This is a genomic window from Hyphomicrobium sp. CS1GBMeth3 (genome assembly GCF_900117455.1).
GTDB lineage: Bacteria > Pseudomonadota > Alphaproteobacteria > Rhizobiales > Hyphomicrobiaceae > Hyphomicrobium_C.
This window is the reverse complement of sequence record NZ_FPHO01000002.1, coordinates 462,003-477,583: the sequence shown is the minus strand read 5'-3', so window position 1 is coordinate 477,583 and position 15,581 is coordinate 462,003. Positions and strand designations below refer to the sequence as shown.

The following is a 15,581-nucleotide window of genomic DNA, read 5'->3' as shown; positions in this document are numbered from 1 at the left end:
CGCCCCATGATCGACGTGAAAGTTCCGGCCATCGGCGACTTCGCCAATGTGCCCGTGATCGAAGTGTTGGTGAAGCCCGGTGACGACGTCCGGGTAGAAGACCCGCTGATCACGCTCGAATCCGATAAGGCGACCATGGAGGTGCCCGCGCCGTCGGCCGGCAAGGTCGCCGAGATCCTGCTAAAGGTCGGCGACAAGGTGAGCGAGGGCAGCCTCATTCTGAAGCTCGAGCCGAATGGCCACGCCGCGAACGCGCTGGCAAGCAACGCTCAGGAGCAACGCGCAGGGCCAGCGCCCGCGTCTCAAGGTCCGCGAAATGCTGCACCGGCCCCCGCCTCCCCCCCGCACGCCGACACCGCTACGCTACCCGTGCCGACAGAGTTCGGCGGCGTCCTCGCCAGCCCCTCCGTGCGCCGTTTGGCACGCGAACTCGACATCGATCTAGCCAAGATAAAAGGCACCGGAGCAAAAGGGCGCATCACAAAGGACGACGTGAAGAGCGCGCTAGGCGGCGGACCGCCACCGGCGACGGCCGCCGGCATACCCGCAATCCCGCAGCAGGACTTCTCGAAGTTCGGCCCCACGACGGTCCAGTCGCTCTCGCGCCTGAAGCGACTCTCAGGGCCCCACCTCCACCGTGCCTGGCTCAACATCCCGCACGTCACCCATACCGACGAGGCTGACATCACAGATCTCGAAACCTATCGCCGACAACTCGATGCCGAGGCAAAGCCCAAGGGGTATCGCGTGACGCTGTTGTCGTTCCTACTGATGGCATGCGTTGGAGCACTGCGGCAGCACCCGGAGTTCAACGCCTCGCTGACCCCCGAAGGCGACGCACTAATCCTCAAGCACTATTACAACATCGGCGTTGCAGTCGACACGCCGGACGGCCTCGTGGTGCCGGTCATCAAGGACGTCAACCGGAAGCGGATCCTCGAGCTGAGCCAGGAGCTTTCGGCCGTATCTCAGCGCATGCGCGAGGGCAAGATCGCCCCCACCGACATCCAGGGCGCGAGCTTTTCGATCTCGAGCCTCGGCGGCATCGGCGGCACCGCCTTCACGCCCATCGTCAATGCGCCCGAAGTTGCGATCCTCGGCGTCGTACGCGCCACCATGCGCCCGGTGTGGACCGGCGAGACGTTTGTTCCGCGCCTGATGCTACCGCTCTGCCTCTCCTATGATCATCGCGTCATCGACGGCGCCCTCGCCGCCCGCTTCACCCGCCGCCTCGCCGAACTTCTCGGCGACGTTCGCCATCTGGTTCTGTAAAATCCCATGACACCACCTCCCCAACTTGAAACCGAAATTCTCGTTCTTGGCGCCGGTCCCGGCGGTTACACTGCCGCATTCCGCGCCGCTGATCTTGGCAAGAAGGTCGTGCTCGTCGAGCGGGCTCCCGTCCTCGGCGGCGTGTGTCTCAATGTCGGCTGCATCCCGTCGAAAGCGCTCCTGCACGCCGCCAAGGTGATTGAGCAGACGCACGAAATGGCCGCCGCCGGCCTCAGCTTCACCGCGCACACGCCCGATCTCGACAAGCTGCGCGGCTGGAAGAGCGGCATCGTCGGCAAGCTGACCTCCGGGCTGGCTGCACTCGCCAAACAACGCAAGGTAACCATCGTGACCGGCACTGGCCGCTTCGTCTCGCCTCACGAGATCGAGGTGACGCACGACGGCGCGGTGACCCGGATCGCATTCGCGCACGCCATCATCGCCGCCGGTTCCGAGCCGGTAAAGTTGCCTTTTGTCCCGAATACGGACCCTCGCGTGCTCGACTCCACGGGCGCCCTCGACCTCGCCGACGTCCCGAAGCGGCTGCTCGTCATCGGCGGCGGCATCATCGGCCTCGAGATGGCGACGGTGTACCACGCGCTCGGCAGTCGCGTGAGCGTGGTCGAGCTGATGGATCAGATCATCCCCGGCGTCGACCGGGACATCGTCGCCCCACTCTTGAAGCACATCAAGGCGCGCTATGAGAGCATCCACCTCCAGACCAAGGTGACAAAGGTTGATGCAGGAGCCGCCGGATTGACCGTCACCTTGGAGAGCGGAGGGCAATCTCGAAGTGAAACTTTCGACAAAATCCTTATTGCCGTTGGGCGTACCCCCAACGGCAACCAGTTGAGCCTGGACGCGGCCGGGATCGCCGTCGACGAACGCGGCTATATTCCCGTCGACCGCCGGATGCGGACTAACGTCTCGCACATCTTTGCCGTGGGCGATGTCGTCGGCCAGCCGATGCTCGCCCACAAGGCCGTGCACGAGGGCAAGGTCGCCGCCCAGGCTGCCGCAGGGATGAACTCCACGTTTGATGCGCGCGTCATCCCGTCCGTTGCCTATACGGATCCTGAGGTTGCCTGGGTGGGGCTGAGCGAGACCGAAGCCAAGGACAAAGGCATCGCTTACGGCAAGGGCGCTTTCCCGTGGGCCGCGTCAGGCCGCGCGTTGTCGCTCGGGCGCGATGAGGGCCTAACGAAAGTGCTGTTCGATCCGGAGACGCATCGGATCTTGGGCTGCGGCATCGTTGGCCCCAACGCGGGAGATCTCATCGCCGAAGCGGCGCTGGCCATCGAGATGGGCGCGGACGCAGCCGACATCGGCGCCACCATTCACCCGCACCCGACGTTGTCGGAGACATTCGCGCAGTCGGCTGAAATGTTCGAAGGTACGATTACCGACCTCATGCCGCGACGCGAGCATCGGGAATAGAGCGGCATCGAAAGCGAATCTGGTCGAAGAGGTATCTCCGGGGGAGAAAGGAAAGCGTGGTGCAAGAAATCACCGAGACCACTTCCCACTGCACGTGTCTTGCACACGTCGCTCGCAAACTCGCTGACCAAAGGGAACTTTCGGTCCAATCCATCCATCATCGGGCAACACAGAATTTGTGGATTGTAGCGGTCATCGACGGAACCGTCCTGGGGCACCGCCCGCGGCTCCACTCGGGGGCCGGCGCTTAGCGTCGTGCACACAAAAGCCATACTGCGCGATATCTGCATTTACTCAGCAGGATCAAGCGCTGCATTGGGTGCAGCAGAGCCCTCGGTTTCCCCCGCCCCCGGCTGGGTGTCCGATGGCCGAGCGCTTCCTATATGTCCCTCACGTCGCCGGGCATCGACGAAAGGAGAACCCATGCACGCGAGAGGCTTCCTCAGCCGACGGTCGAAAGCCGGCGCAGCAGGCGCCATAGCCTTTGCCCTCACGGTGTCTTTGGCGCCGATGGGAGGATTTCCTGCCCTGGCCGAGGCTCCACGGGCCGAAGCCCGCGAAAAGGCGTCCGCGGAGGTGTTCGACGAGGCGGCGCGCCTCGTGCGACAGAACTTCTACGACCGCAATCTCAAAGGAAGAGACTGGGACGCCCTGACCACCAGCCATCGCCAGCACTACCTTGCGGCAAAGACACCGAAGGAGCGTTCGGCGGCCATCAATGCGCTCCTCGCCGAGCTCGATGCTTCGCACATGATCCACGCCATGGCGGACGACCCGGCCTACTACCAGCTCGCCGACATCTTCCGCTATGGCTTGAGGCGCACCCTCTCCAAGCACTTCCCGAATGGCATCTCGTATCCCGGCATCGGCGTGTTCACGCGCGATACCGACGGCAAGACATTCGTCGCCGGCGTGCTGGCCGGGCTGGCAGGCGACAAAGCCGGCCTGCGTGTCGGCGACGAGATCGTGAGCGTCGACGGCGCGCCGTTCGAGCCCGTGGTTTCCTTTCGCGACAAGGTCGGCTCGCACGTGAAGATCGCTATCCGCCGAGAGCGGAACGGACCTCTCACGAACGTCGTCGCGCACCCGCAGCGCATAGAGCCCGGCAAGGCCTTCCGCTCGGCCATGCGCGACAGCGCCCGCATCATCGAGGCCAACGGCAAGCGCCTCGCCTACATTCACGTCTGGTCCTACGCCGGCGAGGATTTCCAGAACATCCTTATGGAGGAGCTCGCAAGCGGCAAGCTGAAGGACGCGGACGCCCTGATCTGGGACCTGCGCGACGGATGGGGCGGTGCGCAGCCCCGCTATCTCGACATCTTCAACACGCGCGGTCCCGACATGACCTTCACCGAGCGCGACGGCAAAACCTCCTTTGCGAGCTTCAAATGGCGCAAGCCCGTGGCGCTGATCGCCAACGGCGGCACGCGCAGCGGCAAGGAGGTTTTGACCTACGGCTTCAAGAAGTATGGCCTCGGCGAGGTGATCGGCACGACGACCGCCGGCGCCCTGCTCGCCGGCCGCGGCCACCTCCTGTCCGATGGCAGCTTCCTGATGGTGGCCGTCAACGACGTCGCGGTCGACGGCGAGCGCCTGGAAGGCGTCGGCGTGACGCCGACCATCGAGGTGCCGTTCGACATTCCCTACGCCGCCGGCCGCGACCCGCAACTGGAGAAAGCCGTTCAGGTATTGAGCGAGGATACGCGCGGATAGCAAACCGAGATGAAACCGGCGCCCCGCCTATGCGGGGGTCCGAAGTTTCTCGGCGAGCCGCACGGAGCTGGCCTGCGGGCCCATCGGCCCCTCCTGCGTTGCCGGCGTTACCTGCACCATCATGCCGACCTCGAGGTCGTCGAAATTGCCGCTGACCACGGCGTTGCGCGTGAAGTAGAGCTCCGTGGAGTTATCGATCTCGATAAAGCCGTAGTTCTGCTCCGGAAACAGGCTGACGATCATCCCGCTCTGGCCGGCGGACGCGTGACGCCGCGCGTCGCCATTGTGCTGCAAACCGCTGATGCGCTCGAGCTGACGCTCGACAGCCTCGAAGGCCCGGTTAACTGCCGCCATGTGGTCCTGCTTGGCCTCACGCCGCTCCTGCACGTCCTTACCGACGATCAGACCGCGGTTCGGCACGTCCACCTCGACCGAGATGCCGATCGGCACCTTGGCGCTCTCCGCACCGCGATGCGGCACGTCCACCACCACGCGGCACCCGACGATACGCGGATGGATGCGTTCGAGCGCCGCCGCCCGTTCCTGGATCAGCGCATCGAGCGTCGGCGAGCTGTCGAGATTTTTGTAGGAGATTTGCAGGGGTCTTTGCACGGGAAGCGACCTCTCTCAATGAAATCAAAGGACTGCCATATGGCAACGCTTCGCTGTGTTGCCTGTTCCCGGAAGCGCAGACAGTGCGCGTGCGACGGTGGGGCGCGCGCTGGAACCCAGATTCCGCGCAATCGTTCCCGGTGTAGAGAGGTTTTCGGGAGGACTGCACGCGGCGTCGCGCGTTCGATACGCGCCCCCCGCTTCGACAGCAAAGCACAGGAGAAAGGGAGACGACAATGAAAGTACGCGATGCGATGACGAACGACGTCTTTGTGGCAAATCCCGAGCATACGATCGCGCACGCCGCCAAGGTCATGGCGGACATCGACTGCGGCGCAATCCCCGTGGGAGAAAACGACCGTCTGGTCGGTATGATCACCGACCGGGACATCGCGATCCGCGCAGTTGCCGAAGGCAAAGGCCCCGACACGCGCGTGCGCGAGGTGATGTCCTCCGACATCAAATATTGCTTCGATCACGAGGAAATTGACAACGCGGCACGCAACATGGGCGATCAGCAGATCCGCCGCCTGCCGGTTATCGACCGCAACAAACGCCTCGTGGGCATCCTGTCGCTCGGTGACCTGGCACTTTCGAGAGAGAACGGCTCGGCCAACGAAGCCCTGGCCGGAATTTCGCGCCCGGGCGGCGCGCATTCACAGTCAGCCGACTCCCACGCCGTCTGACCGGAGAGGCGCTAAAAGAGTTGCGGACGCGCTATCATGAGCCAATAGATGCCAAGCACGGCCGCGAACGCGGGAAACCCGAAGGCAAACCAGAGCCAGAACAGGCGATGGTACGCCTCGGGGAGCGGAGTGCCGCTGTCCGCCGCAGCGATTGCGAGATCGCGCATGCGCATCTGCATCCAGACCACGGGCAACCAGAACGCACCGGTCACGAGATAGAGGATGATGGACAGTACGATCCAGCCCTCGAGAAGCGAGTAGCCGACCTCGCGCGCCAGCAGCACGCCTGTAATCGGCTGCACCACAACGGCCGTCGCCGTGAACACGAAGTCCGCCGTGACGACCATCCGCGCCACATCGGCGACGGTCCTGGCTTGCCCCGTGAGATGCGCGAGCAGCATGAAGAAGGCAATGCCAGCGCCGGTTCCAAGCAACACCGCCGCGCCCATCAGGTGCAGGTACTTGAGCACGAGATAGGTGGTCATCAGCGATCTCCGCGGATCGCGAGTGCGACGACCATCAGCACGATGATCGGCCAGATCTTGAGCATCGGCCCCAACGGATCGGCCCACATGCCCGGCAAAAGCAATGTGCCGATGAAGGCATAGGCGAGGGAGATGCCGATCCCGGCATAGAGCGCGATCCGCGCCGTGCGCCGGAACGCGATGCCGATGCCAATCGCGACATCTGCAAGCCCGCCTGTGATGATGGCTAGCGGCCCCATACCCTCCGCACCGCCCGCCCGCATGTGCCCCATGCCGATCTCCCAGCCAGGCCCCAGCGAGATGAGCCCCGTTCCAAGCCAGAACAGCGACAGCACGCCAAACACCAGCGGCTTCAGAACATAGAGCTGCGCGAACCAGCGCTCCTGCACGGACACCGGCGTCGCCACCAAGGCGTCGGTAAGCGAACGCGGCCGAATGCCGGTTAGCGTTTGCCAAGGCTGCGTGTCACCGGTGGCGCCCCGCGCCATCTCGGCCTGCGCCGTGCTGCGGACGGGCGCCCGCCAACCAAGCCAACCCGCGAAGTCCCCAGCGCGAGAAACGAGCGCCGTCATCCAATCCGGCACCGGCAACACCGACTGCGCGCTCCAGCCGAACCAGCGCCGGTAGGACGCGACGACCTCTTCGAGCTGGAGTGCCTCCGGACCTCCGATCTCGAGCGTGACCCGCTTCGGCGCCTCGGGCGACAGCATGAAAACGACCGTCTCGACAAGATCCTCGACCTGAACGACCTGCAATCGCCCGGCGTTGCTAAGGCGCGGGAGGACCGGCAACGCCGCAAGGCCGCGGAACAGCGCGCTGCCACCGTAAGCTGCCTTACCGACCACAACCGACGGGCGCAGGATCACCCAGTCGAGCGATGTCGCCATGAGCGCCTCGTCGCCGACGCGCTTGGTACGCGAGAATACCGTCGGCGTCGCGCTGTCTACTCCCATCGCCGACACATGGATGACGCGCCGGACCCCGGCCCGCGCGCACGCGGAGAACAGCCGGGTGGCACCGTCGACGTGCACAGCCTTGGTGGAATCCCGTGCGCTGTCCTGGAAGACACCCACGCAATTGACGACGGCGTCGACGTGGGCAACGACACCCAGCCAATCCCCCTCCTCGGCCTGCGCGAAATCGAGCGCGACGACCTCGCTGGCCGCCAACGGCCGGTCCGCGTCGCTGTGCACCAAGGCAATTGTCTTGTGACCGTCGCTGGCCAGTCGCGCGAGAATGGCCGATCCGATGAGGCCGGTCGCGCCTGTCACGAGAATGCGCACGTGCGTCCCCCTACTGCGAGCCTCAGCAGATAGCCCAAGCAGCGGATGCGCTCAACCACACCGCCTATGTGAGCGCCCGCCGGATACGCCATCAGCTCACGTAGTAAGGGCGGCACTCCTCGAGCTCCATCCCGAACGCTTCCTCGAGATCCAGGACATCGTCGGGAGAGAGTCTGGACACCGGCGGGGGGATCAGCGCGCGGAGCCGGCGGATGTCCGGCGGCGCCTTCGTGATCTGGACGTCGCCAAACCGCAACGGCCGCTTGTCCAGACTGACCGAAAAACCTTCGGCCTCATCGGCCGTGACGACGTAAACGGCGATGCGCGAGGGATCCTCATGCTCACAGGTCACGACGAAGGCCCGCGTCATGCTCCACCTCAGCAGAGCCGACACGACATGCAGGACCTGATCCTCCTCCCAGTGGGGGGCGCCCTCAGCGTGGCTGACAAGCGTATAAACGCCTTCAGCGGACGCGATGACGAACGTCGGTCTCACTACGCCTTCCCGCGCAGCCATTTCGGTGGCCTGCTTGAGCGCGTCGATCATGAAGGCTTCGAGGGACATGAGAGGGCCTCCTTGCCAGTCAACGGAGGCAAGCCCCAATGCGTTCCCGTGCCCGCTTTGCGCACACCGCGCCGCCCCCCTCGACCACTGCGGATCAGCGCAAACGAGGGAACAATACGTAATCAGGACGATTGAATGTAATTGCGCATTCCCATCGAGAACTGCGCTCAGCGCTGGAGAACGTAGGACCCAGGCGCGTTGGCCACCGGTGGATAGCCCTTCTCGCGCGCACCAAGCCCAGGCGGCGTGATGCGCTGCACCGACGAGTTGTCCGCCAGCCACTGCGTCCACTCGAGCCACCACGAGCCATTTTGCGGCGAGACCAATTCCATCCACTCATCGGGACCGAGATAAACGTCATCCGCCCTCTTCGTCGCCACGCGGAAAAAGCGGCCCTTGTGACCAGGCTCGCTGACGATGCCCGCATTGTGGCCACCGCTCGTGAGCACGAACGTCACATCGGCATCCGCGAGCTGGTGGATTTTGTAGACGGACCGCCAAGGCGCGACATGGTCCCGCTCGGTTCCCACGGCGAAGATCGGCACGCGAATATTCTGCAGCGCTGCCGGGCGCCCATCCACCATGAAGAGACCGGCAGCCAGCTCGTTGCCGAGGTAGAGGCGCCTCAGATACTCGGCGTGCATGCGGTAGGGCATGCGCGTGGAGTCGGCGTTCCAGGCCATGAGATCGATCATTTGCGTACGCTCTCCCAGCAGGTAATCGCGCACGAGGCGCGACCAGATGAGATCGTTGGAGCGTAGCAGCTGGAACGCGCCGGCCATTTGGTCGGCCGAGAGGTAGCCGCGGTTCCACATCATGCTGTCGAGGAAGTGCAGCTGGCTGTGATCGATGAACAGAGCCAGCTCACCCGGCTCGGTGAAATCGGTCTGTGCCGCAAACAGCGTGAGCGAACTCAAACGGTCATCGCCGGCGCGCGCCATGGCTGCGGCCGCGATCGAAAGCAGCGTGCCGCCAAGGCAATACCCCGTTGCGTGGATCTTGCGCTCGGGAACGATGGCGCCGACCGCATCGAGCGCCGCCATGACGCCCATGCGACGGTAATCGTCCATGGTGAGATCGCGATCCTCGGCTTCGGGATTGCGCCAGGAGATGCAGAACACCGTGCGCCCCTGGCTCACCAAGTAGCGCACCAGCGAATTGTGCGGCGAGAGATCGAGGATGTAGTACTTCATGATCCAAGCCGGCACGATCAGCACTGGCTCGGCCAGCACCGTCTCCGTGGTTGGCGCGTACTGGATCAGCTCGATCAGATGATTGCGGTATACGACCTTGCCGGGCGTCGCCGCCACGTCCTTTCCGACGATAAACGTCTCCGCACCCACCGGCGGTTGGCCCGTGGTGATACGGTTCACGTCCTCGACCCAATTCTGAAACCCTTGAAGGAAGTTCGCGCCGCCGGTCTGCAGCGTCTTTTCGATCACTTCCGGATTCACAAAGGGAACATTGGTCGGCGACATCATGTCCAGCATCTGCCGCACCATGAACGCCACCACCTGCTCGTGATGGGGCATGACGCCGGGCACCTCGTGGGTCACATTGTGCCACCACTGCTGATTGAGCAAAAAGGCCTGCGCCAGAAAGCTGAACGGCGGCTTCTGCCAGCCCTGGGCGCGGAAGCGATCATCGCCCGGCAGCGCCTCGATACAGGGAGCGGGGTGCCCCTGGAGGCATGCGGCGGAGCAATGCAGGGCAAGACGCGTCGCCTTGCGCACCGCCTTGTCGACGAGCTCCATGCGCTTGCCCGGCGCGGAAGCGAGATGGATCGACCAATCGAACATGGCGAGCGCCAGCGCGGCCGGTGAGATGCCGCCGGAAAACTGCCCCGTCAGCGCCTCGCGCATGCGATCGATGGCGCGAAACGCCTCTGTGCCAAGAGTGTCCTCGCGCCGCGGAGGAGGCGCCGTGGGACGCTCTTTGGTAGGCGCGAGCGCTGCGGCTGGAGCGATGGTCATGAAGATATCCTCTCGCCAGACGATGCGTCAGGCCTGCCGCGCGCCGAAAGTTCCGTCGAACGCGATGGTGACCAACCGGCGGCGAGGCGCCGGAGCCCGCCAAAGCCAAGCATTAAAGCAACGCCACGACGCCTAGCATCCGCAGGCGCAGGGACGTTGATTTCCATCAATAGGATAAAAGATTTAAGGGACTTGGCGGAGCGCCGCGCAAACCCGGGTATGCCTGGGCCCGGATCGAAAAAGTTGCGGCTCACCACAGTGGGGGGAGCAGACCGGGTGAGCCGCAGTCGCTAAGCGAAGGGTCGCGCTGCGCATGACCGCAACGCACGACGGAGACTGCGCCAGAGCGGTTACCGACCCCTGACCACGCGGCCTGTAGGAAACTACAGCGGCGCGTTACTCTTCTGCGCGTACGTCCCGCCCCAGGTTCGAAAGCCCTGGTATTTCGCCTGTTTCTGAGCATGGGGCGCCCGAAATCGCGCAGCGAGCGCTGCCCCGCTGTCAAATCTGACAGGGTGCACCACAAGCCAAAATTAAGGCGTCAAATCAAATCATCGCCCGCAAGCGACTGAGAATTCGAAGGTATTCCGAACTTAACGGATCCTTCACCGTCGCCCGGCGGCGTGTCCGAAAGCGCGAGGAAAAGCTGTCTCATCGCTCTCATCTGCACACGGCGCAAACCACAGGATGAAAGGAACACGAAATGGCTTATCGCGGAAAGAGGCCACCGCCCGAGTGTCCGGAACCACCGCCCCCTCCCCCGCCGCCGGAGTGCGAGTGCCCCGAACCGCCGCCGCCACCGCCGCCGGAGGAAGAGTGCCCCGAACCGCCGCCCCCGCCGCCGCCGGAGGAAGAGTGCCCCGAACCGCCTCCTCCTCCGCCCCCTCCGCCGGAGGAGTGTGAGTGCCCCGAGCCTCCGCCTCCTCCGCCGCCGCCTTGCCCTGAACCCGAACCGGAGTGCCCCACGATGACGTGCCCTGACAACGGCAGCCTGCTGAACCTCAACATCCTCAACAATGTCTTGAACGACTCGTTGAACCTGAACCTCGGAGATATCCTGAGCGGCAACACCCTGCTCAGCGGCAACTCGATCCTGAGCAACATCCTGAACGGCAACTCCATCCTCGATGGCGGCCTGCTGAACGGGAACGATATCGACGTCAGCCCGTCGGTCGAGGTCAGCCCGACGTTCGATCTCGGCGGCATCGATCTCGGCGTGATCAATACCATCGGCGACATCCTGCCGATCAACATCCTGTCACAGAACATCGCTTCGCCGGTCCAGCTCGTCGGCGACGTGCTGAGCAACGTTGGCGACTTGTCGGTGTTGAGCGATGTGCTCGATCTCAACGCGACCGGCGTGCTGTCCGACCTGCTCGACGTCGGAAACGTCTCCGACTTCCTGAACGTCACGGACGTGCTCGACGTCACCAAGGTGCTGAACGGAGTGAACGTCGCAAATCTCGTCGCCCCGATCACCGATATCCTCGACGTGGGCAACATCACCGACGTTCTGGATGTAGCAAACATCGGCAGCATCGTTGCGCCCGTGACGGACCTCCTCGATGTCGCGAACGTCACCGACCTGCTCGACGTGGGCAATATCACCGACGTGCTCGACGTGGCCAACATCGTTGCACCCGTGACCGATCTGCTCGACGTGAACGTGCTCGACACGGTCACGACCGCGGTCAGCGATATTGCGGTCGTTGATCAGATCGTGGCTCCGGTAACAGATGTCCTCGACGCAACGTTCGCCGGAAATCTTCTCAGCGACCTTTCCGTCGTCGATCAGATCGTCGCTCCGGTGACGGGCATCCTCGACATCGCCCCGACCGGCAACCTCTTGAGCAACCTGACTTCCGTGCTCGACGCGGATGTCGGCACGAACCTGGTCGGCGCGCTCACCAGCCTCGACGTCTCCGACGTCACCGGCCTCGCGCTCGGCAATCTCGACCTCGGCGGAGACCTCGTCGCCAACGTCGGCAATCTGGTTGCAGAGATCACCGATACCGATGTTACCGGGCTCATCGCCAATCTCGGCCAGCTCGGCGGTGACATCCTCGGTGGTCTGGATCTCGACCTTGGCAACGTCGGCGCGCTGCTGAGCCCCGAGGGCGTGGGCAACATTCTGCCGATCGGCAACCTCGGCAGTCTCCTGAACGAGCTCGACCTGTTCAACACGGTGGACTTGGCCGACGCCGCTTGAGGCACAAAGCGAAACCCGGCCCGCCATATGCTCAGGCGGGCCAGGTTTTCCCGAACGGTATTTACGGTTCCATAAGGATACACCTCAATACTGCTGGCTGAATCAATCAGCATAAATACTGCTTTAATTAGCAGTACCGATTTCGGTCGCAGGAGCTTGAGCAAATCCTCCAATCTTCATTGGGAGCACTTTGATGCGCGACATCCTCGAACTGGTCGGTATAGACGCCAGCTCCAGCACCAAGACCACACAGGACGGCCCGGCCGATTCCTCTCGCCTCAACCGGCACCGTGGCCTGTGGAGCTTCCTGACCCGCTCCTTCTTCCTCGCCCAAATGGTCGTCGCCCAACAGTTCGTATCGGGGGCGGCAGCGGCTGCCCAAACGGACGACACCGGCACTAGCGACGCAGCCGACAGCGCCACAGCCGGCGCGCGGGGTGCCCCCGTTAACCTGCAAGCCTCGGCGAGCACGGAAGAAAACGGCGCCGGCAATGCCGCAAACACTGTTCAAGCGAACACCGCGCCCGGCGCGCAACCGCCCGGCTTCGATGCCGTCGACGTTGCAGCGAACGGCTTTGAGGCAGGCGCTCGATCGCTCACCGAAGGCACCAGCAACGGAAACGCGCAAGCTGCCGCCAACGCCGACGCATCGACCGACGTCCCGGAGCCGGTCATCCCCACGATCCCGAGCGTAGGAAGCAATCCGATCGAAACGATCGTCGAGACGGTTGTAGAAACCGTGGTCACCATAACCAAGCCGGTCCTCGACATCGTGGACGGAGTCGGCGCCACCGCGGAACAGCTTCTCGACGTCGTAGGCGACACGGTTATCGCGGTCAGCGATCTCGTCGACGTAACGGTCGACACACTCGTCGCGACTGTCGAAGAGACGGTCGACGTGCTCTTCGACGTGCTTCATACCACGACAGCCTCGCTCCCATTGGTCGGCCCGGTCCTCGCCGAGGTCACGAACGCATTGGACAACGTCATCTCGCCGACGCTGGATACCGTGACGAGCACGCTGACAGGCACGGTCGACGTCGTAACGGACACACTCTCTGAGGCTGCGGACATCTTCCCGGCACTCGGCGACGCCGTCGGCTCCGGCGTCATTCCGGCCGTCACCGGAACGGTTTCGAACATCCTCACCAGCCCCTACAGCGAGAACGGCATCCACACGGACCTGGGCGTCGCCCTGCAGTCCGACATTGTCGCGCCGGTCGGAAACGTCGTCTCGAGCGTCGTCTCAGTCGCCGACACGCTATTCGATGGCCTTGGCGATCTCACGGAAGGCGATCACGGCCCGGTCGAAAACCTGGCCTTCGGTCTGACCAGTCCGTTGAGCGAGCTTAAGGGCGGACTGGGCGAGCTCTTTTCATAACTCGAAGACTTTGAGGGGAGAGTTTTCGTGACCGAGCATTCGGCAATTCAGCAGGCGGCACCTCGGACCATCGGCGCCATCATCGACGATACCATCGCGCGCGTCAGCGCCACGTTGGGTCGTTACTCTGACGCGTTGCGTGGATCCGCCTTGCGCAAGCTCACCCTCAACGGCACGGTCGCGTCAGAGGTCAAAACCTCCACGCCCACGCCGGCCCGCAATCCGCTGGCGGAGTGGAAGCACGCCGCCAAGCGGACATTCATCATCGTTGGGCTGTTCTCGGGCTTCGTCAACATCCTGATGATGACGATGCCGATCTACCTGTTCCAGATTTCCGACCGCGTTCTCACCAGCCACAGTTTCGATACGTTGCTGATGCTGTCGGGCCTCGCACTCGGCTTGATCGGCATTCTCTCGCTGCTCGACATCATCCGGCGCCAGATGCTGGGCCGTCTCTCCATGAAGATGGAGGCCATCCTCGCCGGCCCGGTGCTCGCCAGCGTCATTGGCAGCGCACCAACCGGCGAAGGTGGCAACGTGCAGCCACTACGCAACCTGCATCAGGTGCGCGGGTTCCTGTCCAGCCCGACGATGCTGCTGTTGTTCGACGCGCCGTTGGCGCCACTCTACTTCCTGGTGATTTTCCTCATCCATCCGATGCTCGGCACGCTCTGCCTTGTCGCCGGCGCCCTGCTGTTCGCCATCGCGCTGGTCAACCGCAGCGCGACAGCCAAGCCGCTCGCATCTGCAGGCTCCCACGCCGCACAGGCCGACGCCAACGCCGACGCGCTCGCCCGCAACGCCCAGGTCATCAACGCCATGGGCATGATGAACGAGAGCATCCTGCACTGGGGGCGCACGCAGGCCGAGGCGCTGAAAGCGCAGCTCGATGGTCAGGAGCGCAACGTCTGGATCAGCGGCAGCTCGAAGTTCGTGCGCCTCGTGACGCAGATCCTGATGCTCGGCGTCGGCGCCTATCTCGCGCTCAACGGCCAGCTGACGGGCGGAATGATGATCGCTGCGGCGATCATTGCCGGGCGCGCTCTGCAGCCCCTCGAGGGCATGATCGAAGGCTGGCGCAGCCTCATTCAGGCCCGTCAGGCCTATGGAAAGGTCAAGGCGACCGTCGAAGCGATCGAGGCGCACAAGCCGCGCCTCAAGTTGCCGAAGCCCGAAGGCCGTCTGACCGTCGACAAGGTTCTCTACCTCTGCGCCGGAAGCAAGGAGCCCGTGCTGAACGGCATCAGCTTTGAGCTGCGCCCCGGCGAGACGCTCGCCATCGTCGGCCCGTCCGGCTCCGGCAAATCGACGCTGGCGCGTATCCTGGTCGGTTGCTTGTTCCCAACCGCCGGCAAAATCCGTCTCGACGGCACCGAGCTGCGCAACTGGGATCGCCGCCAGTTCGGAGAGTTCACCGGCTACCTGCCGCAAGAGGTGGAACTGTTCCCGGGCACGATCCGCGAGAACGTGTGCCGCATGCGATCGGATCTTCCCGATACCGACGTCCTACGCGCCGCGAAGTTCGCCAACGTGCATGACATGATCACGCACCTGACGAATGGCTATGAGACCGTGCTCGACCGCAACGGCGCGCCGCTCTCGGGCGGCCAGAAGCAGCGCGTCGCTCTCGCCCGCGCCTTCTTCGGCGATCCGGCGCTCGTGGTCCTGGACGAGCCAAACTCCAATCTCGATGCCGTCGGCGAGCAGGCGCTTGCCGAAACGATGAAGCGTGCCAAGGCCGACGGGGTGACAATCGTCGTCATCACGCAACGCCCGGCGCTGCTCAATCTCGTCGACAAGGTTCTCATTCTGCGCAGCGGACGCATGGAAGCGTTCGGCCCGCCGAGCGAAGTGCTGCATCGCCTGGTCCGAGCCAGCGGCGCGACCGCTTCCGGCGGCAGTGCGGGAGCGACACCGCAACCGCCGCACACGGCGCAGACGACGCACAATCCTTCATGATGGTCC

12 protein-coding genes are annotated in these 15,581 nt (G+C 64.0%); 7 read left to right on the top strand and 5 right to left on the bottom strand.

The annotated features are described in order from the left end of the window. Window positions 1-6: 6 nt before the first annotated feature. The 3 genes from CS1GBM3_RS02270 to CS1GBM3_RS02260 all read left to right on the top strand — a co-directional run bounded on the left by CS1GBM3_RS02270 (window position 7) and on the right by CS1GBM3_RS02260 (window position 4,422). Complete coding sequence (locus CS1GBM3_RS02270) at window positions 7-1,272, top strand: 2-oxo acid dehydrogenase subunit E2 (protein ID WP_072390824.1); 1,266 nt, start codon at window positions 7-9, stop codon at window positions 1,270-1,272. 6 nt (window positions 1,273-1,278) lie between these two features. Next, window positions 1,279-2,709, top strand: a complete 1,431-nt coding sequence (lpdA, locus tag CS1GBM3_RS02265) for a dihydrolipoyl dehydrogenase (RefSeq protein ID WP_083566970.1) — start codon at window positions 1,279-1,281, stop codon at window positions 2,707-2,709. A 423-nt stretch (window positions 2,710-3,132) separates the two neighbouring features. Next, window positions 3,133-4,422, top strand: coding sequence for a S41 family peptidase (locus CS1GBM3_RS02260; RefSeq protein WP_083566968.1), 1,290 nt, complete (start codon window positions 3,133-3,135; stop codon window positions 4,420-4,422). Window positions 4,423-4,449: 27 nt separating this feature from the next. Here CS1GBM3_RS02260 and CS1GBM3_RS02255 read toward each other — a convergent pair whose 3' ends face one another. Further along, entirely contained in the window at window positions 4,450-5,034 is a 585-nt protein-coding gene (locus CS1GBM3_RS02255) for an HPF/RaiA family ribosome-associated protein (protein WP_072390821.1), read from the bottom strand. Between the two features lie 236 nt (window positions 5,035-5,270). On the opposite strand from CS1GBM3_RS02255, the gene CS1GBM3_RS02250 reads away from it, so the two are divergent. Further along, window positions 5,271-5,720, top strand: a complete 450-nt coding sequence (locus CS1GBM3_RS02250; protein ID WP_072390818.1) for a CBS domain-containing protein — start codon at window positions 5,271-5,273, stop codon at window positions 5,718-5,720. Between the two features lie 11 nt (window positions 5,721-5,731). Here the strand turns inward: CS1GBM3_RS02250 and CS1GBM3_RS02245 are convergent, their stop codons facing one another. The 4 genes from CS1GBM3_RS02245 to CS1GBM3_RS02230 all read right to left on the bottom strand — a co-directional run bounded on the left by CS1GBM3_RS02245 (window position 5,732) and on the right by CS1GBM3_RS02230 (window position 10,026). Then, window positions 5,732-6,205: a DUF2269 family protein gene (locus CS1GBM3_RS02245; protein ID WP_072390815.1), complete on the bottom strand. Its 474-nt coding sequence runs from the start codon at window positions 6,203-6,205 to the stop codon at window positions 5,732-5,734. After that, window positions 6,205-7,488 (bottom strand): SDR family oxidoreductase, encoded by a 1,284-nt coding sequence (locus CS1GBM3_RS02240; RefSeq protein WP_072390812.1) that lies wholly within the window; start codon window positions 7,486-7,488, stop codon window positions 6,205-6,207. Before CS1GBM3_RS02240 ends, CS1GBM3_RS02245 begins: the two co-directional genes overlap by 1 nt. A gap of 91 nt (window positions 7,489-7,579) precedes the next feature. After that, complete coding sequence (locus tag CS1GBM3_RS02235) at window positions 7,580-8,053, bottom strand: hypothetical protein (protein WP_072390809.1); 474 nt, start codon at window positions 8,051-8,053, stop codon at window positions 7,580-7,582. 167 nt (window positions 8,054-8,220) lie between these two features. After that, a complete protein-coding gene (locus CS1GBM3_RS02230; RefSeq protein WP_072390806.1) occupies window positions 8,221-10,026 on the bottom strand; it encodes a PHA/PHB synthase family protein in 1,806 nt (601 codons plus the stop codon). A gap of 967 nt (window positions 10,027-10,993) precedes the next feature. On the opposite strand from CS1GBM3_RS02230, the gene CS1GBM3_RS19710 reads away from it, so the two are divergent. From CS1GBM3_RS19710 to CS1GBM3_RS02215, 3 genes are all read left to right on the top strand, one after another. Then, entirely contained in the window at window positions 10,994-12,235 is a 1,242-nt protein-coding gene (locus CS1GBM3_RS19710) for an autotransporter outer membrane beta-barrel domain-containing protein (RefSeq protein ID WP_072390803.1), read from the top strand. A gap of 193 nt (window positions 12,236-12,428) precedes the next feature. Continuing rightward, complete coding sequence (locus CS1GBM3_RS02220; RefSeq protein ID WP_072390800.1) at window positions 12,429-13,616, top strand: hypothetical protein; 1,188 nt, start codon at window positions 12,429-12,431, stop codon at window positions 13,614-13,616. A gap of 27 nt (window positions 13,617-13,643) precedes the next feature. Then, the gene (locus tag CS1GBM3_RS02215) at window positions 13,644-15,575 is read left to right on the top strand and encodes a type I secretion system permease/ATPase (protein ID WP_244534525.1); all 1,932 of its coding nucleotides are present in this window, start codon (window positions 13,644-13,646) and stop codon (window positions 15,573-15,575) included. The last annotated feature ends 6 nt before the right edge of the window (window positions 15,576-15,581 follow it).

Excerpts from the sequence above, each read along its gene's own strand:
- CS1GBM3_RS02270 (WP_072390824.1), top strand. The coding sequence starts at position 7 with ATGATCGACGTGAAAGTTCCGGCCATCGGCGACTTCGCCAATGTGCCC.
- lpdA (WP_083566970.1), top strand. The coding sequence starts at position 1,279 with ATGACACCACCTCCCCAACTTGAAACCGAAATTCTCGTTCTTGGCGCC.
- CS1GBM3_RS02260 (WP_083566968.1), top strand. The coding sequence starts at position 3,133 with ATGCACGCGAGAGGCTTCCTCAGCCGACGGTCGAAAGCCGGCGCAGCA.
- CS1GBM3_RS02250 (WP_072390818.1), top strand. The coding sequence starts at position 5,271 with ATGAAAGTACGCGATGCGATGACGAACGACGTCTTTGTGGCAAATCCC.
- CS1GBM3_RS02245 (WP_072390815.1), bottom strand. The coding sequence starts at position 6,205 with ATGACCACCTATCTCGTGCTCAAGTACCTGCACCTGATGGGCGCGGCG.
- CS1GBM3_RS02235 (WP_072390809.1), bottom strand. The coding sequence starts at position 8,053 with ATGTCCCTCGAAGCCTTCATGATCGACGCGCTCAAGCAGGCCACCGAA.
- CS1GBM3_RS02230 (WP_072390806.1), bottom strand. The coding sequence starts at position 10,026 with ATGACCATCGCTCCAGCCGCAGCGCTCGCGCCTACCAAAGAGCGTCCC.
- CS1GBM3_RS19710 (WP_072390803.1), top strand. The coding sequence starts at position 10,994 with ATGACGTGCCCTGACAACGGCAGCCTGCTGAACCTCAACATCCTCAAC.
- CS1GBM3_RS02220 (WP_072390800.1), top strand. The coding sequence starts at position 12,429 with ATGCGCGACATCCTCGAACTGGTCGGTATAGACGCCAGCTCCAGCACC.